Raw genomic sequence first — 23,531 nt, 5'->3', positions numbered from 1 at the left:
TAAATGAACGCACCCCACCCCGCTTCCATCGCATCCACCACACCTGCCGTTCAGGCATTGGTTGCCCCGCCGCTCGCCTCGCGTTTGCCGAACGTCGGCACCACCATCTTCACCGTGATGTCGGCATTGGCGGCCGAGAAGCAGGCGGTGAACCTCGGACAGGGCTTCCCCGATTTCGCTTGCGACCCGAAGATCGTCGACGCCGTCTCGCGCGCCATGCGCGAAGGCCACAACCAGTACCCGCCGATGGCGGGTGTGCCGGCGCTGCGTCAGGCCATTGCCGACAAGATCGGCAATCTCTACGGGCAGCATTACGACTGGAACACGGAAATCACGGTAACGGCCGGCGCGACGCAGGCGCTGCTCACGGCGATTCTCGCGAGCGTGCATCCGGGCGACGAAGTGATCGTTTTCGAGCCGACGTATGACAGCTATGTCCCGTCGATCGAGTTGGCCGGTGGCAAACCGGTGTTCATCACGCTCGAAGCCCCCGAGTTCCGCATTCCGTTCGACAAGCTGGCCGCCGCAATCACGCCGCGCACGCGGCTCATCCTGTTCAACACGCCGCACAACCCGAGCGGCACCGTGTGGCACGAACAGGATCTCGCGAAGCTCTCCGAGATCGTGGCGGGCACCGACATTCTGCTGATCTCTGACGAGGTCTACGAACACATGGTGTACGACGGCAAGCGGCACGAGAGCGTGGCGCGCCATCCCGAACTCGCGCGCCGCAGCTTCATCGTGTCGAGCTTCGGCAAGACGTACCATGTGACGGGCTGGAAGGTCGGCTTCGTCGCGGCACCCGCCTCCCTCTCGGCGGAATTCCGCAAAGTGCATCAGTTCAACGTGTTCACCGTGAACACGCCGATGCAAGTGGGGCTGACGGACTACATGCGTGACCCCGCGCCGTATCTCGAACTCTCGGGCTTCTACCAGAAGAAGCGCGACCTGTTCCGCGAAGGATTGGCAGGCACGCGCTTCAAATTGCTGCCGTGCGAAGGCACCTACTTTCAATGCGTGGATTACAGCGCAATTAGCGACATGAGCGAAAGCGACTTCGCGCTGTGGCTGACCGGCGAGATCGGCGTGGCGGCAATTCCCGTTTCGGCGTTCTATCACGAGCCGCACGAATCGGGCGTCGTGCGTTTTTGCTTCGCCAAGAAGGATGACACGCTGCGCGAAGCGCTGGCTCGACTGGCGAAAATCTGACCACCAACGACCGTCGGTTGTCAGGCGTCAGCCGTCAGAAAAAAGGGCCGCAATCTGGAACTGAACTGCCCCCCCAATAGTTGGACATGAAGCCAACCCTTGGGGGTTTTTGTATGACGAAGTACGATGAGGCGTTCAAGCGCCGGGTAGTTCACGAATATATAGACGGTCGGGGCGGTAGCCAGCATGTCAGCCAGAAGTACGGTGTTGGCCGTACGGTACTCCGACGTTGGCTAAATGCGTATCGGGTGCATGGTGAGGCCGGGCTTCGCAAAAAGCACGAAAGCTATAGCGCCGAGTTCAAGATGTCGGTGCTCCAACACATGTGGCGTCACGAGTTGTCGTACCAGCGCATGTGTGCGGTATTCGATTTGCGCGAGGGCAATAGCGTCAGCCGCTGGGAGCGCCAGTATCATGAGGGTGGCTTCGAAGCGCTCAAGCCGCTCCCCAAAGGCAGGCCACCCAAGATGTCCCAACCCAAACAGTCCTCCCAACCGGCAACGCCTGTCGAAGAGCGTTCGCGCGGAGGTGGCGTACCTAAAAAGTTGGACGAACTGCTCCGTGCCAAAGAGCAGACAGCGCCCAAGAGAAGGCCCAAGCGATGAGCGTACTGCGCGAGCATTACCCGCTTGGGGCATTGCTGAAGATCGCAGGCTTGGCACGCAGTACGTTCTACTATCAGATGACGACGGCCAAGGCTGGGGATCGCCATAGCGCGCTCAAAACCAAGATCGCGCAGGTCTTTGCCCACCACAAGGGCCGCTACGGCTATCGCCGGGTGACGGCCACGCTTCGCCAGAACGGTACCCCCGTCAATCACAAGACGGTGCAGCGCCTGATGTTGGTGCTGCGACTCAAGTCACTCGTACATCCCAAGAAGTATCGCTCTTATCGAGGCGAGACCGGGCGTATCGTGCCCAATCTGTTGGCGCGCCGGTTCGACGCGAGCCAGCCCAACGAGAAATGAGTGACGGACGTCACGGAATTCAGCGTTGCCGGCAAGAAGTTGTATTTATCGCCGGTTCTGGATCTCTACAACGGCGAGATTATTGCTTGGCAAACGAGCGAGCAGCCCGACTTTGCTCTGATCCAAGGCATGCTGGATAAGGCTCTTCGGCGTCTGGCCAATCACGAGGCCCCAATGCTGCACTCCGATCAAGGCCGGGCTTACCAAATGCGGGCGTATCGCGAGCGACCGGCTGCCCGAGGCATGGCGCAGAGCATGTCACGCAAGGGCAATTGCCTCGATAATGCGGCAATGGAGAGCTTTTTCGGCACGCTAAAGTCCGAGTGCTTCCGACTGGCTCGCTTCGACAGCATTGAACAACTACGCCGTGCCATTGCCGACCACATCCGCGACTACAACCACGAACGCATCAAACTCAAGCTAAAAGGGCTAAGTCCTGTGCAGTACAGAACTCAGCCCTTAACGCCATAACTTCCCCGCCCAACTTTACGGGGTCAGTGCAAACATTGCGGCCCTTTTACTTTATCGCGGTAACGCAGGCGAAACAGGGGGAAGGCCCCGCCTCGCCTGACCGTCGGGCATCGACCGACTTATCCCGCCTTCTTCGCCTGCTGCGCCTGTTGGTAGGCCTTCTGTTCGGCGCGCATACGCTGGAACGACTCACGCTCGGCGAGCCGCTTACCGTACGCCTTCCAGTCGATGCCGGCCGCCTGCAGGAAGTCTTCGCCATAGACTGCTTGCGTGGCCATGCCGACGATAGGCAAATGGATGCCGGCGGCAATGTCCGCCATCGAGAACGTGTCACCCGCCACGTAAGGGGCGAATTTCGCCAGCCGCTTGAACGCGGCGATGTTCCGGCGCAGCAGCTTCTCGGTACGATTGCGCGTGCCTTCCGACACCGTGCCGCCGAAGAACGCCTGCGTGTACACCTCGCGCACCACGAGTTCCAGATGCAACTCCGTCATCGTCAGCAACTCGCGCTCCTTGGCTTGCTGCCACGGACCTCTGGAGAAGAGTGCGGGAGACGGATACGCCAACTCAAGGAAATCGCAAATCACTTGCGATTCGGACAGAAAACCGTTTTCCGTCTGCAGATACGGCACCTTGCCAAGCGGCGACGATTGCAGCATCCACTCTTCCTGACAGGGGACCGATTCCGACTCCTCGAAGGGCAAGCCCTTCTCGTACAGCACAACCTTGACCTTGTTGTAGTAGTTACTGATTGGAAAGCCGTACAGCTTCAACATGATGTCTCCCATGCGGCATGGCCAGCGCCCCTGTTGTCGGTGAGGCGCCATGGTCCGCGCGCAGTTTCATGATGCGTCCTTGGTGCACCGCCTCAGTGCAGTGGCGGCGTCTCGTTGGCTGCCGGTCGCGGCTCGCACTTGCAGTGTCATCGCCCGGCCACACCGTCACGACGTAGTGTTTCCCCCTTCTACAGAGGGTGGCGAGGGTAGTGAGTGCGACTAGCGGCTTCGCGCATTGTAACGGTATCGCACGATCGTTCGCGTAAGTGACGCCGCGAACGGCGTCCCGAAATCCGGCAGCGAGCCAACCGTCCCCCGCCCTGCCACCGACCGCTCAGCGGAACAAGCGCTGGCAGCCGCAACGAGATCGGCGACAATAACGGCAACGCAATAGGGGCATCGGTTTGCATCGCCGCGCAACTCAGCAGGAAATTCATTTCCCGACCGACCGGTCGGACGATAGAATGACGCATCACGCCGTACCGCGCCATGCACGCCGGCAGAACGACACCGATCGACGACAATCGACATCAACTTCGAGACACTCCGAATGACTGCATCCTCCTCCCCGGCATCCGCTCACTCTCCGGCCAAGGCTATCGACGTGCTTGGCATCGTCGGTGCCGGCGCCATGGGCCGTGGCATCGCCCAGATCGCCGCACAGGCCGGTCTGCGTGTGAAGCTGTACGACACCAACGCGAAGGCCGTGCAAGCCGCATTGGACGCCCTGCGCGACACGCTGGACAAGCTCGCGGCAAAGGGCAAGATCGAAGCGTCCAGCGTCGAGGCGACGATGGGCCGTTTGCAGGCGTGCAGTGCGCTCGAGGATCTGGCCGACTGCCATCTCGTGGTCGAAGCCATCATCGAGAAGCTCGAGATCAAACGCGACCTGTTCCGCTCGCTCGAAGGTATCGTCGCGGCCGATGCCATCCTCGCGTCGAACACCTCCTCGCTATCGATCACGGCCATTGCCGCGGCGTGCGAGCGACCGGAGCGCGTGGCCGGGTACCACTTCTTCAACCCGGTGCCGCTCATGAAGGTGGTCGAGGTCATCGACGGCCTGCGCACCGCCCCCGACGTCGGCGACGCCCTGCTCGCGCTGGGCCGGCGCATGGGGCACACGGCCGTGCGCTGCAAGGACATGCCTGGCTTTATCGTCAATCATGCGGGACGCGGCATGAACACCGAAGGCCTGCGCGTCGCGAGCGAAGGTGTGGCGAGCTTTGCCGACATCGACCGCATCCTGCGTGAGCAAGCGGGCTTCCGCCTCGGCACGTTCGAACTGCTCGACCTCACCGCACTCGATGTTTCGCACCCGGTGATGGAGTCGATCTATCACCAGTTCTACGAAGAGGCGCGCTTCCGGCCGTCGCCGATCACCGCCGTGCGTTTCGCCGGCGGGCTGCTCGGCCGCAAAGTGGGCGAAGGCTTCTATCGCTACGTCGACGGCAAGCAACAGGTGCCGGCCGAGGCCCCGGCCCCCGACACCCTGCCGGCCAGCGTCTGGGTGAGCCGCGCCGATGCGCGTGGCTTCGCCTCTGTGGTCGAACTGCTGGGGGCGACGGGCGTGGCCATCGAAAGCGGCGACAAACCATCGGAGACGGCACTAATCATTGTCACGCCGCTCGGCCTCGATGCCACGACCTGCGCGGTCGAACAAGGGCTTGACGCTACGCGCACGGTAGCTATCGACACGCTGCTGCCGCTCGCGGGCGCGAAGCGTCATACCCTGATGACCACGCCCGTCACGACACCCGGCGCGCGCAACGCCGCACATGCGCTCTTTGCACACGACGGCACACCCGTAACGGTGATCCGCGACTCAGCGGGCTTCGTCGCGCAACGCGTGATCGCCACCATCGTGAACATCGGTGCCGATATCGCGCAACAGCGCATCGCCACGCCGGGTGACATCGATCGCGCCGTGACGCTGGGGCTGGGCTACGCCAAGGGGCCGCTTGCGCTCGGTGACGCTGTCGGTGCGCGCCAGTTGCTCACCGTCCTGCGCAATCTGCAATCGTTCTATGGCGACCCGCGTTATCGTCCCTCGCCGTGGCTTTCGCGTCGCGCGCAGCTTGGCGTGTCGCTACTCACCGAAGAACAGTGATCCGGAGACTCGATTCATGAGCGCAGAACTCCTTGCCGAACGCGTCGACCAGACACTGGTGCTGACGCTGTCCAACCCCGGAGCACGCAATGCGCTGCATCCGGATATGTATGCCGCCGGGGTCGAAGCGCTGGCCACCGCCGAGCGCGACGCCTCCGTGCGGGCCGTCGTGCTAACCGGCGCCGACAACTTCTTCTGTGCGGGCGGCAACCTGAACCGGCTGCTGGAGAATCGTCAGAAAGATCCGTCGGTGCAGGCGGCGAGCATCGATGCACTCGCCGAATGGATCGAAGCGTTGCGCGCGTGCCCGAAGCCGATCATCGCGGCCGTCGAAGGCGCGGCCGCTGGCGCAGGTTTCTCGCTCGCGCTGGCGTGCGATCTGCTCGTTGCGGCCGAGAACGCCAAGTTCGTGATGGCCTATGTGAAAGTCGGCCTCACGCCCGACGGAGGCGGCTCGTGGTTCCTCTCGCAAGCCCTGCCCCGCCCGCTCGCCACCGAGATCCTGCTCGAGGGCAAGCCGGTGGCGGCGACGCGTCTGGCTGCTGCGGGACTCGTCAACCGCGTGGTCGCGCCCGGACAGGCTCGCGCCGAAGCGCTGAACTGGGCGACCGATCTCGCGCAGCTCTCGCCGAACGCCGTCGGCCGTATCAAGGCGCTCATCGAGACCGGCGCCCGCGAGACGTTGACATCGCAGTTGGGGGCGGAGCGCGACAACTTTGTCGCCTCGCTGCACCACGCCGACGGTCTGGAAGGTATCAGCGCCTTCCTCGAGAAACGTCCAGCAAAATACGCCTGAGCGTGTGACAGAAGCGCGGCGCACGCGAACCTTCGACGTGCGCCGCCGGTCAACGCTTTGCCGCAGTCGCCGATCGGCTGCCGGTCCGTTCAGGAGAATTTCCGCATGAGTTCACTCGCCCATCCGCGCCCCGATGCCGGTCCCTTGACCTTCACCCCGCCGCAGCGCCGCCGCATCTATCTGATGCGCCATGGCGACGTCACCTACTTCGACGATAGCGGCAAGCCCATCGACGCCGACACCGTCCCGCTCAACGAACTCGGGCGCACGCAAGCCAGCGCCGCCGGACGCGCCTTTGCCGCCGAGAATATCCGCTTCGACCGTGTCATCGTGAGTGGTCTGCCGCGTACGCGCGAGACTGCCGAGCGCGTACTGGCCGAGACGGGGCAGCAGATCGATATCGAGACGTGGTCATGCTGGGAAGAGATTCGCGCGGGCAGCCTTTCCGACCTGCCGCCGGCCGAACTCGCGCAGGCGTTTCTCGGTGCGTTCGACGGCCTGGTGCCCGAAAACACCCGATTCATGAACGGCGAGTCGGTGCGCGAACTGCTTGATCGAGTGGTGCCGCCGCTGGCGGAACTTCGCGCCGATACATCATGGGACACCGTGCTGCTGGTGTTGCACGGCGGCGTGAATCGCGCGATTCTCTCGCATGCCGTGCATCCGCTCGGACGCCTTTTTCTGGGCCAACTCGCCCAGACGCCCGCGTGCATCAACGCGCTCGACGTGGGCGACAAGCCCGAAGACTGGGTGGTGCGCCTGATGAACTTCGCGCCGCCGCAGCCGCTGCATCGCGATAACCGGCTGACGGTCATGGAGAAGATTTTCGCGTCGTTCCTGCGCGCGCGAAAGCGAGGATAAGTTCGCAGCAGGCTCAGGATTTCAGCGGTCGCACGCTTCGAGGCGGCCGCTCGGCAAGGGCATCACGCAGTCGAATCGTCACGATCAACGTAGCACCGGAAATGCAGGAGACAGCATGGCCGAGGAGCTTCCACAGGACTTTTCCGCATTTGCAGGCGAACGCGCACTTGGCCAGCACGTGCCCTTCGATATCGCCGCGCTCGAGCGCTGGCTTACCGCACACGTCGACGGCTTCGCCGGGCCGTTGACCCTCACGCAATTCAACGGCGGCCAGTCCAACCCCACCTATCGCCTGGCTACCCCCGGCGCCGCCTACGTCCTGCGTACCAAGCCTGCACCGGCGGCCAAACTCCTCCCGTCTGCCCACGCCATCGAGCGCGAGTACCGCGTGATGGATGCACTCGCAGGCACCGGCGTCCCCGTCGCTCGCATGCGGGGCTTGTGCGAGGACGAAAGCGTGATCGGACTGGCGTTCTATGTCATGGACTTTGTGCCGGGACGCGTATTCTGGGACCCATCGCTGCCCGGCATGACGGTGGCCGAACGCGGCGCCATCTACGACGAAATGAACCGCGTCATCTCGGCACTGCACCGGGTCGACTATCGCGCCATCGGACTTGAGTCCTATGGCAAACCCGGCGACTACATCGCCCGGCAGATCGCCCGCTGGAGCAAACAGTACCGCGCGTCGGAGACGGAAACTATCGACGCCATGGACCGGCTCATCGAGTGGCTGCCCGCACATCTGCCTGCCGATGTGCCCGAGCGCACGAGCATCGTGCATGGTGACTTCCGCCTCGACAACCTGATTTTCCATCCCACCGAACCCCGTGTACTCGCGGTGCTCGACTGGGAACTGTCGACACTCGGTGACCCGCTCGCCGACTTCAGTTACCACTGCATGGCGTGGCATGTGAGCCCCGGCGTGTTTCGCGGTATCGCCGGGCTCGACTGGCAAGCGCTCGGCATTCCCGACGAAAGCACCTACGTCACCCGATACGGCGAGCGCACGGGCATCACGCCGCCCGCGCAGTGGCATTTCTATCTCGCGTACAACATGTTCCGTATCGCCGCGATTCTGCAAGGGATCATGAAACGCGTCGCCGACGGGACAGCAGCCAGCCAGCAAGCGCTCGACGCAGGCAAGCGTGCGCGTCCGATGGCCGAACTCGCGTGGGCATATGCACTGCGCGCACAGCGCAGCGCGGCCCCCGCCCCCGGTCACGCAGACAGACACTGAACGGAGACCTCATGGATTTCAGCTACAGCCCCAAAGTCGAAGCCTTGCGTGTGCGCCTTTCCGCCTTCTTCGACGAACACATCTTCCCGAATGAACACCGGTATCTCGAAGAGATCGAGATAGCGCGCCGTCAGGGAGACGCGTGGCAGCCGTCGCAGGTCATCGAACGCATCAAGCCGCTCGCCCGGCAGGCAGGGCTCTGGAACCTCTTCCTGCCCGACTCCGGGCGCGGTGTGGGCCTGAGCAACGTCGAGTACGCGCCGCTGTGCGAGATCATGGGACAAGTGCCGTGGGCCCCCGAAGTCTTCAACTGCAATGCCCCCGACACCGGCAACATGGAAACGCTCGAGCGCTATGCGACCGACGCGCAAAAGGCGCAATGGCTAGAACCGCTGCTACGCGGCGAGATCCGTTCCGCGTTTCTGATGACGGAGCCGGACATCGCCTCGTCCGACGCCACCAACGTGCAATGCCGGATTCGCCGTGACGGTGACGACTACGTCATCAACGGACGCAAATGGTGGTCGACCGGCGCAGGCGACCCGCGCTGTGCGCTCTACATCGTGATGGGCAAGACCGACCCGGAGGCCCCCAAACACACACAGCAATCGATGATTCTCGTGCCCTCGGATGCCAAGGGAATCTCGCGCGTGCGCCCGCTCACCGTGTTCGGTTACGACGACGCCCCGCATGGTCACATGGAGATCGAACTCGACGACGTTCGCGTGCCTGCGAGCAGCATCCTGCTCGGCGAGGGACGCGGTTTCGAGATCGCGCAGGGACGTCTCGGGCCGGGCCGCATCCACCACTGCATGCGGCTCATCGGCCTGGCGGAGCGTGCCCTGTCGCTGATGTGTCAACGCACACTCGCGCGCGTGGCGTTCGGCAAACCGATCGCCGCGCAGGGCGTGACGCGAGAGCGCATCGCCGAAGCGCGCTGCCAGATCGAGCAGGCGCGCCTGCTCACGCTCAAAGCGGCTTACATGATGGATACGGTAGGCAACAAGGCGGCGCGGGCAGAAATCGCAATGATCAAGGTTGTCGCCCCGAACATGGCGTGTCAGGTGCTCGACTGGGCGATGCAGGCACACGGCGCGGCAGGGCTTTCGGGCGACTTCCCACTGGCCTACGCCTATGCCAGCGCCCGCACCCTGCGCTTCGCGGATGGCCCGGACGAAGTTCACCGCAATGCCATCGCCAAACTGGAACTGGCGCGTTACCTGAGCGCCGAGGCCGACGCCGGCACCGCTCGCTGACCCCACACCCGGCAGAGAAAAACGTTCTGTGGTGTAATTTCCGGGCAGTTTTTCCGGGGGGCGAGCGCTCGCCCCCCGGCCCGTTTCGTCATCTGTGACACCACCGTGCCGGGCGCCTGACGCGATCGTCGCCGCGCTTGACGGGGAACGGCGTCGACCGACGCCCCAATGAGGAGCCGCAATTGATTCAGGTCTATTCCTGGGCTACGCCTAACGGCCACAAAGTCCACGTCATGCTCGAAGAGTGCGGGTTGCCCTACCACGCACATGCCGTCGATATCGGCGCGGGCGATCAGTTCAAGGATGCCTTTCTCGCCATCTCGCCGAACAACAAGATCCCGGCCATCGTCGACGAAAACGGCCCGGACGGCAAGCCGATCTCGCTGTTCGAGTCGGGCGCGATCCTGCTGTATCTGGCGGGCAAGACCGGCCGCTTCCTGCCGGAAGACGTACGCGGCAAGTACGAAACCCTCGAATGGTTGATGTTCCAGATGGGCAGCGTGGGGCCAATGCTCGGTCAGGCGCACCATTTCCGGATCTACGCCCCCGAGAAGATCGATTATGCGATCAAGCGCTACACGAACGAAGCGCGGCGTCTGTATGACGTGCTCGACAAGCGGCTGGGCAGCCATCCGTATGTTGCCGGCGATATGTACACCATCGCGGACATCGCCATCTGGCCGTGGCTGCGCTCGTGGAAGAACCAGGGCGTCGAGCTTTCTGACTTCTCCAACGTGCAGAAATGGTTTGAGGCCATCGAGGCACGGCCTGCGGTACAGCGCGGCATCAAAGTGCTGGCCGACGCGCGCAAGCCGTTGCGGGACGACAAGGCCCGTGAAATGCTGTTCGGCGCGACACAGTACGCTCGCCGCTAAAGCGCGCGCCGTCGGCCGACCCCCAGGGCCGGCCGACACCACCCTCTTCCGCCGGTGCCTTGCCGCACCTCAAGCCCCAGTTTGGCAAGCCATCGCGGGAAGTGGTTTACACTTCGAAACAAACTGCGGTATCGCGGGGACGCGGGCGGTGCTAATCTAGGCGCAATCCGCTCGATACGTAGGCGCCATCGAATCTGTATATCAAGAGGTTTTCAAGGTTTCTCCGACGCGGCCCTCTGCCGTCGTCTCTTGCAGTTCGCAGTCCCTCGCCGCTGGCTTTTGGAAGATCCAGGAGATCCACATATGTCAGGCAAGTTCGAACTCAAGCGTAGCCCCAACGGTGAATTCCACTTTCACCTGCTGACCGACAGCGGGCACATCATCCTCTCTTCCGAGACTTATAAGGCGCGTGCCTCTGCGCAGAACGGCATCGAGTCCGTTCGCAAAAACTCGGTCGAGGATCATCGTTTCGAGCGCAAGACGTCGACGTCAGGCCGCCCCTATTTCGTGCTCAAGGCGCGCAACGGCGAGATCATCGGCCAGAGCCAGATGTTCTCGACAGCCGAGCAGATGGAAGACGGCATCACTCAGGTCAAGCGCGACGCCCCGGCGGCGTCGGTGAGCGATTTGTCGCATTGAGTGCTGCGCGGCGGGCCAGAACGCCCGCCGGTCAAGCCGTCTGCCGTTTTTTCCCGTTTGCTTCAGACGACGCGCCTCAGATAAAGCCCCGTTCCCCGGAACCGGCACACTTCCTCGCCATGCTGGTTCGTGGCTGTCCAGAGCTGCCGCACGATACCGCGATCGGGACGGCTCTTCGACGCGCGAACCTCCAGCGTGCTGCTCGTGACGGTGATCGTATCCCCTGGGCGCACCGGCTTGAGCCACTCGATCTGTTCGACGCCCGGCGACCCCATGCTCGCCGAGCGCGAGAGCAGCTTGTCGACGTTCATCCGCATCATGACGCTGCACGTGTGCCAGCCACTGGCCACCAGCCCACCGAAATGAGACTCACGGCCGGCCAACTCATCGACGTGAAACGGCTGAGGATCGAACTGCCGGGCAAAGTGCACGATCTCGTCTGCTGTGAACGTGTATTCGCCCAGATCGAAGGTGTCGCCTACTGCGAAATCCTCGAAGTAATACTCGAACGTTGCCATCGCGAACTCCTCCGTGCGGCGTGCCGACGTCGTCTGTCGGGCGCGTGAGAATGGAAATGCGTGCAAATGCGTGGAAATGGCGCAGCAATCGCCAGCAAAAGCCAGGACTGCACCGGATGCTGGCGCTACCGCGCACCGAACCGGCCCCGGCCCGGCGATGGACTTACTGTAACGTATCCTTGAAGCCGTCGGGAATGGGGAGCGGCATCACGTCGATGCCCTCCTCCGCCAGCGCCTCGGTCTCTTCCCTAGACACCGTCCCGCGGATGTTGCGCTCCGGGGCTTCCCGATAATGGATCTTGCGGGCTTCCTCCGCGAAGTTGCCACCGACGTCTTCTGTGTTCGCCATGACGTGGCGCACAGCTTTCATCCAGAGCGTCTGCAATTCGCGTTTCGCTTCGACGGCGCCGCTCGACGCGCCGCGCTCCTGAGCGGCCGGTGGCGCGGCATCGGCACGCGAAGTCGCCCCCGACAGGTTCAGGCGCGGTGCAGACGGCATGCGCACGATTGCCGTATCGCCGCAAACGGGGCAAGTCACCAGCCCCCGCGCTTGCTGCGAAAGGTAATCGTCCTCCGAGCCGAACCAGCCCTCGAAGGTGTGCTCGTGCGCACAACGCAAATCAAAAACCTTCATGACGCTATGAATGTGTCCCGGCCCCGCCAGTCGCAAGGCACGAGCTCAAATATTGACGATGGATCAGCGCAGCGGCGAACGCTCGTTCGGCTGCCAGACTCCCGATAATATCTTCTCAAGCCAGAACGCGCCGATAATCGATTTTACGTCCGTTATGCGCCCGTCGCGCACCCATTGCAGCAGCTCGGTCGCAGGCATCTTGAACACGTCGAGAAACTCGCCTTCATCGAGGCACTGCTCGCCAAGCGTGAGGTCGCGCGCGAGCCAGATGTCGATGAATTCCGTCGAATACGAAATCACCGGATGAATACGCGTGAGGTAGTCCCAGCGCTTGGCGTGATAACCGGTCTCTTCCAGCAGTTCACGCTGACCGCAGGCCAAACCGCCTTCCGCGTCGTCGAGCTTGCCCGCCGGCAATTCCGTCATCACACGCTCGAGCGGATAACGATACTGACGCTCCATAAGCACCTGACCATCTTCGAAGAGCGGAATCACCATGACCGCCCCCGGATGGGTGGTGTACTCGCGCAAGGCTGTCTTGCCATCGGGCAGACGGACGCGATCGCGCTTGATGGTCAGGAACGCACCGTCGTAGACCGTCTCACTCGTAACACATGTCTCAATCAGATGTTGATCGTCGGTTTGACGTTGGGTCATAAGCCCTCCACGGCTGAAAATTGGCGAACCCAAAACAAAACGCCGCCCAAGGGCGGCGCTTTGCAAAGCAGACATCTCAAGCGGTAGCCGCCGGTCGATGACGCCACAAATATCGGTAAACGAAGCCCGGAAACGCGAACACGACAAACAGACTCGCCGTCACGGCATAGAACTCCCAGCCCTGCGAAAACACGTTGCCGATGCCCGATTCGATCAGGTATCCGAGGGCGCCCGCCACGAAGTAGGCCACCACCAGTTCGATCAGACGCAACCACAGCGGCTTGACTGCCCGCTTGAGCGCAATGAGGCCGAACAGGCGCTGATTCACGAACGGCAGGTTCGCGCCCAGCACGGCCAGCAGAATCACAAGCGTACCCCCTGCCGACATGCCCATCGTTCTTGCCTCCGCCTGTTTGTCTCTCTTGAGCCGGGCCGGCCATCTCGGCCCGCGCCTGCCCGGTTTCCTGCCGGCGTCGTTGCCTTCGCCGACTTCGTCCTTCCGAACGCCCCCGGCCGCTTAGCTGGCCAGCGTCAGTTTGATGGTGCGCAGGCACCAATCCATCAACGAGCCCGGCATCAGGCCCAGGTAAATCAGCACCAGACCGTTCAGCGACAGCACGAAGCGCATCGTACCGCTGCCTTCCAGCGCGTTGGTGTCTTCCGGCTTGTCGAAGTACATCAGCTTGACGACACGCAAGTAGTAGAACGCACCGATCAGCGATGCGATCACGGCCACCACGGCCAGCCACACCATACCGGCGTTGACCACGGCTTGCAGCACGGCCAGCTTGGCGTAGAAGCCTGCCAGCGGCGGAATGCCGGCCAGCGAGAACATCAGCATCAGCATGACGAAGGCAAACCACGGGCTACGCTGGTTCAGGCCCTTCAGATCCGTGAGGTTCTCGGCTTCGAAGCCCTTGCGCGAGAGCAGCAGCACGATACCGAACGTGCCCAGCGTCGTCAGCAGGTAGATCACACTGTAGAACAGCGACGAGCCGTAAGCGTCGGCGATACCGTCGATTTTGCCGCCCACCACGCCCGAGAGCATGCCCAGCAGCACGAAACCCATGTGCGAGATCGTCGAGTACGCCAGCAGACGCTTGACGTTGGTCTGCACGATGGCCGTCAGGTTACCGATCACCAGCGAGAGCACCGCCAGGATGATCAGCATCTGTTGCCAGTCGATCGCCAGCGGCAGCATGCCTTCGACGAGCAAACGCAGCAGCAGTGCAAACGCACCCAGCTTCGGCGCGCCACCGATGAGCAGCGTGACCGGGGTCGGTGCGCCTTGGTAGACGTCCGGCACCCACATGTGGAACGGAGCAGCGCCCAGCTTGAATGCCAGACCGGCGACCACGAACACCACGCCGAACACGAGCACGATCTTGTTCACGGCGCCCGAAGCGATGACTTCGAAGACCTTGGCCAGTTCGAGCGAACCGGTCGCGCCGTACATCATCGACATGCCGTACAGCAGGAAGCCCGAAGCGAGTGCGCCCAGCACGTAGTACTTCATGGCCGACTCGGTCGCGTTCGTCGAATCGCGCCACACGGCAGCGAGGGCGTACAGCGACAGGGACATCAGTTCCAGACCCAGATACAGCGTCAGGAAGTTGTTGCCCGAGATCATCACTGACAGACCCAGCAGCGAGAACAGGCTGAGGACATAGAAGTCGCCACGGGCAAGGCCGCGCGCTTCCAGATACTTCTGGCCGTAGATGAACGTGACGAACGTTGCCAGACCACCGAAGGCCTTGAGCAGGTTCGACATCGGATCGGCGATGAACACGTTGCCGAACAGGTAGTGCGATGCCGGGTCGCCGGCATTGCAAGCCCACAGCACGGACACGACCGCAGACGTGATGAGTGCCAGAACGTAGTTCAGCTTGCGCGTCTGGCCGAGAAACGCGTCGCACATCATGATCACGAGGATCATGAGCAGCAGGATGGCCTCCGGCAACGCAGGCAGCAGATTAATGTTTTGCATGATCTAGATGTCCTCCCCGATTACGGCAGCTTGGTCTGCGCCACGTGGGCGAGGAGGTTAACCACGGAGGTGTGCATCAGGTCCGTGAAAGGCTTCGGATAGATACCCATGAACAGCGTGAGTGCAGCCAGCACCGCCAGCATGAAGAACTCGCGCTTGTTGATATCGATCAGCTCGCGCACATGATCGTTGGCGATTGCACCGAAGATCACGCGCTTATACATCCACAGCGAGTAAGCCGCACCGGTGATCAGCGAGGTGGCCGCCAGCAGGCCCACCCAGAAGTTCAGCTTCACGGCGCCCAAAATCACCAGGAATTCACCCACGAAGCCCGACGTCGCCGGCAAACCGCTGTTGGCCATCGCGAACAGCATGAAGAACGTAGCAAACTTCGGCATCGTGTTCACCACACCGCCGTAATCGGCGATGTTGCGCGAGTGCATGCGGTCGTACAGCACCCCGATACACAGGAACATGGCGCCCGACACGAAACCGTGCGAGATCATCTGAACCAGCGCACCCTGCATGCCGATTTCGCTGAACATGAAGAAGCCGAGGATCGCGAAGCCCATGTGCGCAATCGACGAGTACGCCACCAGCTTCTTCATATCGGTCTGCACCAGCGCTACGAGGCCGATGTAGACGACGGCGATCAGCGCAAGCGCGATCATGAAGCCCGACAGGTAGTGGCTGGCGTCCGGGACGACCGGCAGCGAGAAGCGCAGGAAACCGTACGCGCCGAGCTTCAGCATGATGGCGGCCAGCACGACCGAGCCGCCCGTCGGTGCTTCCACGTGAGCGTCCGGCAGCCAGGTATGCACCGGCCACATCGGCACCTTCACGGCGAAGGCCATGAAGAACGCCACGAACAGCAGTATCTGCACGTTCATCGGCAGCTTCACCGCGTACCAGTCGGTCAGCGTGAACGAACCCGTTGCGTTGTACAGGTAGATCAGCGCGACCAGCATCAGCAGCGAGCCGAGCAACGTGTACAGGAAGAACTTGAACGCTGCGTACACACGGTTCGGCCCACCCCACACACCGATGATCAGGTACATCGGGATCAGCGTGGCTTCGAAGAACACGTAGAACAGCAGGCCGTCTTGCGCCGAGAACACACCGACCATCAACCCCGAGAGGATCAGGAACGCGGCCATGTACTGCGAGACACGCTCCGTGATCACTTCCCAGCCCGCGATCACCACGATCACCGTGATGAGTGCGGTCAGCACGACCAGCCACAGCGAGATGCCGTCGATACCCAGGAAGTAGTTGATGTGGAAACGCTCGATCCAGCTCGTCTTTTCGACGTACTGGAACGCCGGCGTGTTGGCGTCGAAGTTCGAGATCAGCGGTAGCGTGACCAGGAAGCTCACCAGCGAACCGATGAGCGCCAGCACGCGTGCGCCCGTCGGGTTACGGTCATTTCCCACCGCGAGGATAACGATCCCCGACAGGATGGGCAGCCAAATGGCCAGACTCAGAAGCGGTAGCGATTGCATTATTGTTGGCTCCCCCTATTACTTGCCGTTCAACGTCACAAACAGCGTCAGGAGCCCGAGCATGCCGATGATCATGGCGAACGCGTAGTGGTAGATGTAACCGGATTGTGCGAAGCGGATGACACCGGCGAACCAGCCCACCAGACGCGCGCTGCCATTCACGACGGCACCGTCGATGAGCCCCTGATCGCCCGCCTTCCACAGGCCGCGGCCAATCTTGAGCGCGCCCTTGGCGAAGACCACTTCGTTGATCTTGTCCATGTAGTACTTGTTGTCGAGCAGCTTGTAGATACCCGAGAACTTGTTCTTCAGTGCTTCCGGAATGTCCGGGCGCTTCAGGTAGAAGAAGGCCGCGAGCACGATACCCAGTGCCGACAACGCGATCGGCAGCGTGCCGAACGAGTGCAGCGCCATCGCTACCCAACCGTGGAACTCATGGCTCAGTTCTTCCATCGCCGGGTGGTTCTCGCCGATGAAGATCACGTCCTTGAACGCCACGCCTTGCTTGAAGAATTCGCCGAAGAGCATCGGGGCAATCGCAATCGCGCCGATGATGACCGACGGGATCGCCAGCAGAATCAGCGGAATCGTCACGACAGCGGGCGACTCATGCGGCTTCTGCCCCGGTGCCAGACCGTGGTGCTCGCCGTGCGAATCTTCTTCCTCTTCCTCGTGATGCGCGTCGTGATGGTCATGGTGCGCCAGACCGAAACGCTCCTTGCCATGGAAGACCAGGAAGTACATACGGAACGAGTAGAACGCCGTGACGAACACACTGGCGACCACAGCGAAGTAAGCGAAGCCCGAACCCGGCAGATGCGAGGCTGCCACCGCTTCGATGATCGAGTCCTTCGAGTAGAAGCCTGAGAAGAACGGCGTGCCGATCAGCGCCAGCGAACCGAGCAGCGACGTGATCCACGTGATCGGCATGTACTTCCACAGGCCGCCCATGTTGCGCATGTCCTGATCGTGGTGCATACCGATGATGACCGAGCCGGCGCCGAGGAACAGCAGCGCCTTGAAGAACGCGTGCGTCATCAGGTGGAAGATGGCCACCGGGTAGGCCGACACGCCGAGCGCGACCGTCATGTAACCGAGCTGCGAGAGCGTCGAGTAGGCCACGACACGCTTGATGTCGTTCTGGATCATGCCCAGGAAGCCCATGAACAGCGCCGTGATCGCACCGATGATCGTGATGAACGACAGCGCGGTGTCCGACAGTTCGAACAGCGGCGACATGCGGCTCACCATGAAGATACCTGCGGTCACCATCGTGGCCGCGTGAATCAGTGCGGAGATCGGGGTCGGGCCTTCCATCGAGTCGGGCAGCCAGACGTGCAGCGGGAACTGAGCCGACTTACCCATCGCGCCGATGAACAGGCAGATACAGGCCACCGTAATCAGCCGCCAGTCGGTGCCCGGGAACGACAGGGCCGCGACATCGTTGGCCTTGGCGAACACTTCGCCGTAGTTCAGCGTGCCGGTGAAGGCCAGCAGCAGACCGATACCGAGCAGGAAACCGAAGTCACCAACACGGTTGACCAGGAACGCCTTCATGTTGGCGTAGATCGCGGTCGGACGCGTGTACCAGAAACCGATCAGCAGGTACGAGACCAGACCCACCGCTTCCCAGCCGAAGAACAATTGCAGGAAGTTGTTGCTCATCACGAGCATCAACATCGAGAACGTGAACAGCGAGATATACGAGAAGAAGCGCTGGTAGCCGGGGTCTTCCGCCATGTAGCCGATGGTGTAGATGTGCACCATCAGCGAGACGGAAGTGACCACGCACATCATGGTGACGGTGAGCGTGTCGACGAGGAAGCCGATCTCGAGTTTGAGTTCGCCGATGCGAGCCCATTCATAAACGGTGGCGTTGAAGCTCGCACCGTTCATGACGTCGATGAAGGTCATGACCGACAGGACAAACGCGACCAGCACGCCGAGGATCGTGACCGTGTGGGCGCCCGCGCGTCCGACTTGCTTGCCGAACAGACCGGCAATCAGGGAGCCGGCGAGCGGCGCCAGCGGGATCGCGAGCAGCAGGTTGGGATTCAATGTGGATGCCATAACAGCGTTCGCTTTTGTTAACCCTTAAGGCGGTCGAGATCTTCGACGTTGACCGTTTCGAGCTTACGGAACAGCGTGACCAGAATGGCCAGACCGATCGCGGCTTCCGCGGCGGCCACCGTAAGAATGAAGAACACGAATACCTGGCCGGCAATGTCGCCCAGGTAATGCGAGAACGCGACGAAGTTCAGATTGACCGCGAGCAACATCAGCTCGATGGCCATCAGCAGCACAATCACATTTCTGCGGTTGAGGAAGATACCGGTAATGCTGATCGCGAAGAGAATCGCGCCCAACACCAGGTAATGCGCTAGCGACAACGACATCATGCTGTCTCCTTATTCCGCCGCCGGCTTGTCAGTGCCGGTGGATTGCTGCCGGGCTTCGGCGGGCATCGACACCAGACGCACGCGGTCGCGCGCCTTCACGCGCACCTGCTTGCTCGGGTCGGTCTGTTTGTGGTCCTTACGGGTACGCATCGTGAGCGCAACGGCTGCCACGACGGCCACCAGCAGGATCAGACCTGCCACTTCGAAGGCAAAGATATAGTCGGTGTACAGCGCGATACCGAGCGCTTTGGTGTTCGGCACGTCGGGGGCCGACACGGCCTTGACCGGCGCGCGCGTGGCGCCGTAGCCGCGCATCAGCACCAGCGACGCTTCGACGATCATGATCGCGCCGACCGTGCTCGCCAGCGGAATGAACTTGCCGAAGCCGCGTCGCAGTTCGTCGAGATTGATGTCGATCATCATCACCACGAACAGGAACAGCACCATCACCGCGCCGACGTAGACGAGCACCAGCATGATCGCCAGGAACTCGGCCTCGAGCAGCATCCAGATCGCCGCGGCGTTGAAGAAAGCCAGCACCAGGAACAGTGCCGACTGCACGGGGTTGCGCGAGGTCACGACCTTCAGGCCGGAGACCACGAGGATCAGCGCAAACACGTAGAAAAGAAAGGTTGTGAATTCCATAATCACCGGGTGTCGCGAGAATTAGCCAACGTCAATTGCCGTACCGGGCGCGCCATCGATCTGCCGCGCCCTGCCCTGCTTAACGGTACGGCGCATCGGCCGCCTTGGCCGCCGCGATTTCGTTTTCGTAACGATCGCCCACCGCGAGCAACATTTCCTTGGTGAAGTACAGATCGCCACGCTTCTCGCCGTGATACTCGAGAATGTGTGTCTCGACGATCGAGTCCACCGGGCAGCTTTCTTCGCAGAAGCCGCAGAAAATGCATTTGGTCAGATCGATGTCGTAACGCGTGGTACGGCGAGTGCCGTCGTCACGCACATCCGACTCGATCGTGATGGCCATTGCCGGGCACACCGCTTCGCACAACTTGCAGGCGATGCAGCGCTCTTCACCGTTCGGATAACGGCGCAGCGCATGCAAACCGCGAAAACGCGGCGACAGCGGCGTCTTCTCTTCCGGAAACTGCACCGTCACCTTACGAGCGAACGTGTAGCGCCCCGTGAGCGCCATGCCCTTGAGCAGTTCCAACAACAGGAAACTGCCGAAAAAGTCCTTGATTGCCCTTACCATGGGATTCCTCTACTCCGTTCGCCTCAGCCCCAGATGTTCCAGGGCGACATGATCCAGCCACCCACCACGATCACCCAAACGATCGTCAACGGCAGGAAAACTTTCCAGCCCAGACGCATGATCTGGTCGTAGCGGTAGCGCGGGAACGTCGCACGCACCCAGATGAACACCGACAGCAGCAGGAACACCTTGAACGCCAGCCAGAACACCCCCGGGATGAACGACAGGAAGCCGAACGGCGCACTCCAGCCCCCCAGGAACAACACCGAAGCCAGCGCCGAGATGATGATCATGTTGATGTACTCGGCCAGGAAGAACAGCGCGAAGCCCATGCCCGAGTACTCGATCATGTGACCGGCCACGATTTCCGACTCGCCTTCCACCACGTCGAACGGGTGGCGGTTCGTTTCCGCGATACCCGAGATGAAGTAGACGATGAACATCGGCAGCAGCGGCAGCCAGTTCCACGACAACAAGTTCAGCCCCATCCCGGCGAACATGCCGTGCTCTTGCGAGCGCACGATGTCCGACAGATTGAGCGAGCCAGCCGTCATCAGCACCGTCACCAGCGCGAAGCCCATGGCGATTTCGTACGAAATCATCTGGGCCGACGCGCGCATGGCGCCGAGGAAGGCGTACTTCGAGTTCGAGGCCCAGCCGGCGAGAATCACGCCGTACACACCGATCGACGAGATTGCGATGGCATAAAGCAGACCGGCGTTCACGTCGGCCAGTACCGCCCCCGGCTGGAACGGAATCACCGCCCAGATCGCAAAGGCCGGCAACACGGCCATCACCGGTGCGATGGCGTAAATGCCCTTGCTGACTTGCGACGGCGTGATGACTTCCTTGAGCAGGAGCTTCAACACGTCGGCGATCGGCTGAAGCAGACCGGCCGGACCCACGCGGTTCGGACCAAGACGCACATGCATCCAGCCGATGAGCTTACGCTCCCACAGAATCAGATACGCCACGCACAGCAGCAGGATCACGGCCACGACGAGAATGCGAACCAGCGCCCACACCGTCGGCCAGGCCACGCCCAGCAGTTGCGTGCCGTATTGATTGATGACTTCGTTCAGGCTCATTTACGCCTTCTCCACCGAAATTTCACCGAACATCGCGCCAAGCGCGGCGGACGCCGGCGTAGCCGCCGGAACGCGCACCACATTGGCAGGCAGCGTTTCCGAACGAGCGGCCGGCAGCGTAACCACGGCATCGCCCTGGCGCACGCGCACGGCGTCGCCGGCGGCGAGGCCCAGGCTGTCGAACAGTGCCGCCGGCAGCGTGGCACGCAGCGCAGCCTTGGCATCGTTCGTCAGTTGCAGCGACGGGGCACGGCGCACCAGTGCATCGGCAGCGTAGATCGGCACATCGGCCAGACGCTCCAGCCCCTGACCCGCCGCCTTCGGCGCAGTCAGTGCGGCCTTGGCGCGGTTGTCGAGCGCAGCCGCCGAGAAACCGGCGAGGGCTTCGTCGCGAACCTGCTCAGCCGTGTCTTGCTCGAAGCCTTGCAGCTTGAGGAGGTTGCCCAGCACGCGCAGCACCTTCCAGCCCGGACGCGTTTCGCCCAGCGCCCGCACCACACCGTTGAAGTGTTGCGGCAGACCTTCGGCGTTGACGAACGTACCGGCGGTTTCCGTGAACGGGGCGATCGGCAGCAGCACGTCGGCGTAGTCGAGGCCATGCTTGAACGGCGAGAGAGAGACAACCATCTTCGCGGCAGTCAAAGCCGTGAGTGCTTGCTTCGCATCGGCCGAGTCGTACTCCGGCTCGGCGTTCAGCAGCAGGTACGCCTGACGCGGCTGTGCGAACAGCGCGGCAGCGCCCTTCGCGTTCGTGGCCTTCACTGCGTAGCCGCCGACCGTGTTGGCGCCTTCGGTCAGGAAGCCCAGCGTGGCGCCGGTGATGTCAGCGATCACTTGCGCGATGGCGTGCAGTTGCGAGAACTGCGGATGCTGCACAGCGGCGTTCCCCAGCAGAATCGCGCGACGCTCACCGTTCGCCAGCGACGCAGCGATGGCCTTGGCCGTATCGCTAGCGCTCACTCCAGCCAGTTCTGCCGGGGCGGCAACGCCCTTGGCAGCGGCAGCAGCCACGGCGATACCGGCCAACTCGCTTACCCAGGCACCCGGTGCGGCGATGATCTTGTTGGCGAGCTTCACCAGCAGATCGTCGTCCGAGCCGTGCAGCACGTTGAGTTGGCCACCGGCCTTCACAGCGGAGCGCAGACGCGAGGCGAACAGCGGATGATCCTTGCGCAGGAACGAGCCGACGACCAGCGCGCTTTGCAGCGTGTCGAGTTCGGCGATCGGCAGGCCGAGCCACGGTGCGCCCTGGGTGCCGCCCGACACATCCGTCTGACGCAGACGGAAGTCGACGTTCTCGCTACCCAGCGCACGCACGAACTTTTGCAGCAGGTGCAGTTCTTCGATCGTGGCGTGCGGCGAGGCCAGTGCGGCGATGGCGTCGGCGCCGAAGTCGCGGATGATGTCCGTCAAACCGTGACCGACGTACTCGAGCGCCGTCTGCCAGTCGACTTCGTGCCACTCACCGCCTTGCTTGAGCATCGGCTTGGTGAGGCGATCGTCGCTGTTCAGACCTTCGTACGAGAAACGGTCCTTGTCCGAGATCCAGCATTCGTTGACCGCTTCGTTCTCGAGCGGCACAACGCGCATGACCTTGTTGTTCTTCACTTGCACCACGAGGTTCGCGCCCACGCCATCGTGAGGGCTCACTGACTTGCGGCGCGACAGCTCCCACGTACGGGCGCTGTAACGGAACGGCTTCGACGTCAGCGCACCGACCGGGCACAGGTCGATCATGTTGCCCGACAGTTCCGAGTCGACCGTCTTGCCGACGAACGAGGTGATTTCCGAGTGCTCGCCGCGCCCCAGCATGCCGAACTCCATGACACCGGCCACTTCCTGACCGAAACGCACGCAGCGGGTGCAGTGGATGCAGCGCGACATCTCTTCCATCGAGATGAGCGGGCCCACGTTCTTGTGGAACACCACGCGCTTCTCTTCCTGATAGCGCGACGCCGACTTGCCGTAACCGACGGCCAAGTCCTGCAGTTGGCACTCCCCCCCCTGATCGCAGATCGGGCAGTCGAGCGGGTGATTGATCAGCAGGAACTCCATCACCGATTGCTGTGCCTTCACAGCCTTCTCGGAGTTGGTGCGCACGATCATGCCGTTGGCCACCGGCGTTGCACAGGCCGGCACGGCCTTCGGGGCCTTTTCGACCTCGACCAGGCACATGCGGCAGTTCGCAGCGATGGACAGCTTCTTGTGGTAGCAGAAGTGAGGAATATAGGTGCCGTTCTTCTTGGCAGCCTGGATCACCATGCTGCCTTCGGGCACCTCGACCTTTTGGCCGTCAATTTCGATTTCAACCATAGCGGTTCAATGCCAAGCGT

21 protein-coding genes and 1 pseudogene are annotated in these 23,531 nt (G+C 62.3%); 9 read left to right on the top strand and 13 right to left on the bottom strand.

What is annotated here, in order from left to right; all coding sequences use genetic code 11:
- Positions 1-3 precede the first annotated feature (3 nt).
- Both PHO31112_RS05205 and PHO31112_RS05200 read left to right on the top strand, forming a co-directional pair.
- The gene (locus PHO31112_RS05205) at positions 4-1,209 is read left to right on the top strand and encodes a pyridoxal phosphate-dependent aminotransferase (protein ID WP_150619524.1); all 1,206 of its coding nucleotides are present in this window, start codon (positions 4-6) and stop codon (positions 1,207-1,209) included.
- A 113-nt stretch (positions 1,210-1,322) separates the two neighbouring features.
- Positions 1,323-2,647 (top strand): annotated as a pseudogene (locus PHO31112_RS05200) (IS3 family transposase).
- Positions 2,648-2,766: 119 nt separating this feature from the next.
- Here PHO31112_RS05200 and PHO31112_RS05195 read toward each other — a convergent pair.
- Positions 2,767-3,423 carry a glutathione S-transferase gene (locus PHO31112_RS05195; protein WP_150619523.1) on the bottom strand — a complete coding sequence of 219 codons (657 nt, stop codon included), beginning with the start codon at positions 3,421-3,423 and terminating at the stop codon, positions 2,767-2,769.
- Between the two features lie 550 nt (positions 3,424-3,973).
- Between PHO31112_RS05195 and PHO31112_RS05190 the strand changes: the two genes are divergently transcribed.
- From PHO31112_RS05190 to PHO31112_RS05160, 7 genes are all read left to right on the top strand, one after another.
- Positions 3,974-5,530: a 3-hydroxyacyl-CoA dehydrogenase gene (locus PHO31112_RS05190; protein WP_150619522.1), complete on the top strand. Its 1,557-nt coding sequence runs from the start codon at positions 3,974-3,976 to the stop codon at positions 5,528-5,530.
- 16 nt (positions 5,531-5,546) lie between these two features.
- Positions 5,547-6,326 (top strand): oxepin-CoA hydrolase, alternative type, encoded by a 780-nt coding sequence (locus tag PHO31112_RS05185; RefSeq protein ID WP_150619521.1) that lies wholly within the window; start codon positions 5,547-5,549, stop codon positions 6,324-6,326.
- Positions 6,327-6,470: 144 nt separating this feature from the next.
- Positions 6,471-7,187 (top strand): histidine phosphatase family protein, encoded by a 717-nt coding sequence (locus PHO31112_RS05180; RefSeq protein ID WP_174995567.1) that lies wholly within the window; start codon positions 6,471-6,473, stop codon positions 7,185-7,187.
- 115 nt (positions 7,188-7,302) lie between these two features.
- On the top strand, positions 7,303-8,427 hold the full coding sequence (locus PHO31112_RS05175) for a phosphotransferase (RefSeq protein WP_150619519.1): 1,125 nt from the start codon (positions 7,303-7,305) through the stop codon (positions 8,425-8,427).
- An 11-nt stretch (positions 8,428-8,438) separates the two neighbouring features.
- On the top strand, positions 8,439-9,683 hold the full coding sequence (locus PHO31112_RS05170; protein ID WP_150619518.1) for an acyl-CoA dehydrogenase family protein: 1,245 nt from the start codon (positions 8,439-8,441) through the stop codon (positions 9,681-9,683).
- A 182-nt stretch (positions 9,684-9,865) separates the two neighbouring features.
- A complete protein-coding gene (locus PHO31112_RS05165) occupies positions 9,866-10,558 on the top strand; it encodes a glutathione S-transferase C-terminal domain-containing protein (RefSeq protein WP_150619517.1) in 693 nt (230 codons plus the stop codon).
- Positions 10,559-10,861: 303 nt separating this feature from the next.
- Complete coding sequence (locus tag PHO31112_RS05160; protein WP_150619516.1) at positions 10,862-11,197, top strand: YegP family protein; 336 nt, start codon at positions 10,862-10,864, stop codon at positions 11,195-11,197.
- Positions 11,198-11,259: 62 nt separating this feature from the next.
- Here the strand turns inward: PHO31112_RS05160 and PHO31112_RS05155 are convergent, their stop codons facing one another.
- The 12 genes from PHO31112_RS05155 to nuoG all read right to left on the bottom strand — a co-directional run bounded on the left by PHO31112_RS05155 (position 11,260) and on the right by nuoG (position 23,511).
- Positions 11,260-11,715: a MaoC family dehydratase gene (locus PHO31112_RS05155; RefSeq protein ID WP_150619515.1), complete on the bottom strand. Its 456-nt coding sequence runs from the start codon at positions 11,713-11,715 to the stop codon at positions 11,260-11,262.
- A 163-nt stretch (positions 11,716-11,878) separates the two neighbouring features.
- A complete protein-coding gene (locus tag PHO31112_RS05150; protein ID WP_150619514.1) occupies positions 11,879-12,349 on the bottom strand; it encodes a DUF1178 family protein in 471 nt (156 codons plus the stop codon).
- Positions 12,350-12,412: 63 nt separating this feature from the next.
- Positions 12,413-13,006, bottom strand: coding sequence for an NUDIX domain-containing protein (locus tag PHO31112_RS05145; RefSeq protein WP_150619513.1), 594 nt, complete (start codon positions 13,004-13,006; stop codon positions 12,413-12,415).
- 76 nt (positions 13,007-13,082) lie between these two features.
- Positions 13,083-13,400: a DUF2818 family protein gene (locus PHO31112_RS05140; RefSeq protein WP_174995547.1), complete on the bottom strand. Its 318-nt coding sequence runs from the start codon at positions 13,398-13,400 to the stop codon at positions 13,083-13,085.
- 123 nt (positions 13,401-13,523) lie between these two features.
- Positions 13,524-14,993, bottom strand: a complete 1,470-nt coding sequence (gene nuoN, locus PHO31112_RS05135; protein ID WP_150619512.1) for an NADH-quinone oxidoreductase subunit NuoN — start codon at positions 14,991-14,993, stop codon at positions 13,524-13,526.
- Between the two features lie 20 nt (positions 14,994-15,013).
- A complete protein-coding gene (locus tag PHO31112_RS05130; RefSeq protein WP_150619511.1) occupies positions 15,014-16,495 on the bottom strand; it encodes an NADH-quinone oxidoreductase subunit M in 1,482 nt (493 codons plus the stop codon).
- Positions 16,496-16,513: 18 nt separating this feature from the next.
- Positions 16,514-18,565 carry an NADH-quinone oxidoreductase subunit L gene (gene nuoL, locus PHO31112_RS05125; RefSeq protein ID WP_150619510.1) on the bottom strand — a complete coding sequence of 684 codons (2,052 nt, stop codon included), beginning with the start codon at positions 18,563-18,565 and terminating at the stop codon, positions 16,514-16,516.
- 17 nt (positions 18,566-18,582) lie between these two features.
- Positions 18,583-18,894, bottom strand: a complete 312-nt coding sequence (gene nuoK / locus PHO31112_RS05120) for an NADH-quinone oxidoreductase subunit NuoK (protein WP_023596640.1) — start codon at positions 18,892-18,894, stop codon at positions 18,583-18,585.
- Positions 18,895-18,903: 9 nt separating this feature from the next.
- A complete protein-coding gene (locus PHO31112_RS05115; protein WP_010807405.1) occupies positions 18,904-19,539 on the bottom strand; it encodes an NADH-quinone oxidoreductase subunit J in 636 nt (211 codons plus the stop codon).
- Positions 19,540-19,618: 79 nt separating this feature from the next.
- Positions 19,619-20,110 carry an NADH-quinone oxidoreductase subunit NuoI gene (gene nuoI / locus PHO31112_RS05110; protein ID WP_010807406.1) on the bottom strand — a complete coding sequence of 164 codons (492 nt, stop codon included), beginning with the start codon at positions 20,108-20,110 and terminating at the stop codon, positions 19,619-19,621.
- Between the two features lie 23 nt (positions 20,111-20,133).
- A complete protein-coding gene (gene nuoH, locus PHO31112_RS05105) occupies positions 20,134-21,198 on the bottom strand; it encodes an NADH-quinone oxidoreductase subunit NuoH (RefSeq protein ID WP_150619509.1) in 1,065 nt (354 codons plus the stop codon).
- Positions 21,199-23,511, bottom strand: coding sequence for an NADH-quinone oxidoreductase subunit NuoG (nuoG, locus tag PHO31112_RS05100; RefSeq protein ID WP_150619508.1), 2,313 nt, complete (start codon positions 23,509-23,511; stop codon positions 21,199-21,201).
- Positions 23,512-23,531: the final 20 nt, after the last annotated feature.

The organism is Pandoraea horticolens (assembly GCF_902459555.1).
In the GTDB taxonomy this organism is placed as follows: domain Bacteria; phylum Pseudomonadota; class Gammaproteobacteria; order Burkholderiales; family Burkholderiaceae; genus Pandoraea; species Pandoraea horticolens.
This window is presented reverse-complemented; position numbering and strand designations above follow the sequence as displayed.

Excerpts from the sequence above, each read along its gene's own strand:
- PHO31112_RS05205 (WP_150619524.1), top strand. The coding sequence starts at position 4 with ATGAACGCACCCCACCCCGCTTCCATCGCATCCACCACACCTGCCGTT.
- PHO31112_RS05195 (WP_150619523.1), bottom strand. The coding sequence starts at position 3,423 with ATGTTGAAGCTGTACGGCTTTCCAATCAGTAACTACTACAACAAGGTC.
- PHO31112_RS05190 (WP_150619522.1), top strand. The coding sequence starts at position 3,974 with ATGACTGCATCCTCCTCCCCGGCATCCGCTCACTCTCCGGCCAAGGCT.
- PHO31112_RS05185 (WP_150619521.1), top strand. The coding sequence starts at position 5,547 with ATGAGCGCAGAACTCCTTGCCGAACGCGTCGACCAGACACTGGTGCTG.
- PHO31112_RS05175 (WP_150619519.1), top strand. The coding sequence starts at position 7,303 with ATGGCCGAGGAGCTTCCACAGGACTTTTCCGCATTTGCAGGCGAACGC.
- PHO31112_RS05170 (WP_150619518.1), top strand. The coding sequence starts at position 8,439 with ATGGATTTCAGCTACAGCCCCAAAGTCGAAGCCTTGCGTGTGCGCCTT.
- PHO31112_RS05160 (WP_150619516.1), top strand. The coding sequence starts at position 10,862 with ATGTCAGGCAAGTTCGAACTCAAGCGTAGCCCCAACGGTGAATTCCAC.
- PHO31112_RS05155 (WP_150619515.1), bottom strand. The coding sequence starts at position 11,715 with ATGGCAACGTTCGAGTATTACTTCGAGGATTTCGCAGTAGGCGACACC.
- PHO31112_RS05150 (WP_150619514.1), bottom strand. The coding sequence starts at position 12,349 with ATGAAGGTTTTTGATTTGCGTTGTGCGCACGAGCACACCTTCGAGGGC.
- PHO31112_RS05145 (WP_150619513.1), bottom strand. The coding sequence starts at position 13,006 with ATGACCCAACGTCAAACCGACGATCAACATCTGATTGAGACATGTGTT.
- PHO31112_RS05140 (WP_174995547.1), bottom strand. The coding sequence starts at position 13,400 with ATGGGCATGTCGGCAGGGGGTACGCTTGTGATTCTGCTGGCCGTGCTG.
- nuoN (WP_150619512.1), bottom strand. The coding sequence starts at position 14,993 with ATGCAAAACATTAATCTGCTGCCTGCGTTGCCGGAGGCCATCCTGCTG.
- PHO31112_RS05130 (WP_150619511.1), bottom strand. The coding sequence starts at position 16,495 with ATGCAATCGCTACCGCTTCTGAGTCTGGCCATTTGGCTGCCCATCCTG.
- nuoL (WP_150619510.1), bottom strand. The coding sequence starts at position 18,565 with ATGGCATCCACATTGAATCCCAACCTGCTGCTCGCGATCCCGCTGGCG.
- nuoK (WP_023596640.1), bottom strand. The coding sequence starts at position 18,894 with ATGATGTCGTTGTCGCTAGCGCATTACCTGGTGTTGGGCGCGATTCTC.
- PHO31112_RS05115 (WP_010807405.1), bottom strand. The coding sequence starts at position 19,539 with ATGGAATTCACAACCTTTCTTTTCTACGTGTTTGCGCTGATCCTCGTG.
- nuoI (WP_010807406.1), bottom strand. The coding sequence starts at position 20,110 with ATGGTAAGGGCAATCAAGGACTTTTTCGGCAGTTTCCTGTTGTTGGAA.
- nuoH (WP_150619509.1), bottom strand. The coding sequence starts at position 21,198 with ATGAGCCTGAACGAAGTCATCAATCAATACGGCACGCAACTGCTGGGC.
- nuoG (WP_150619508.1), bottom strand. The coding sequence starts at position 23,511 with ATGGTTGAAATCGAAATTGACGGCCAAAAGGTCGAGGTGCCCGAAGGC.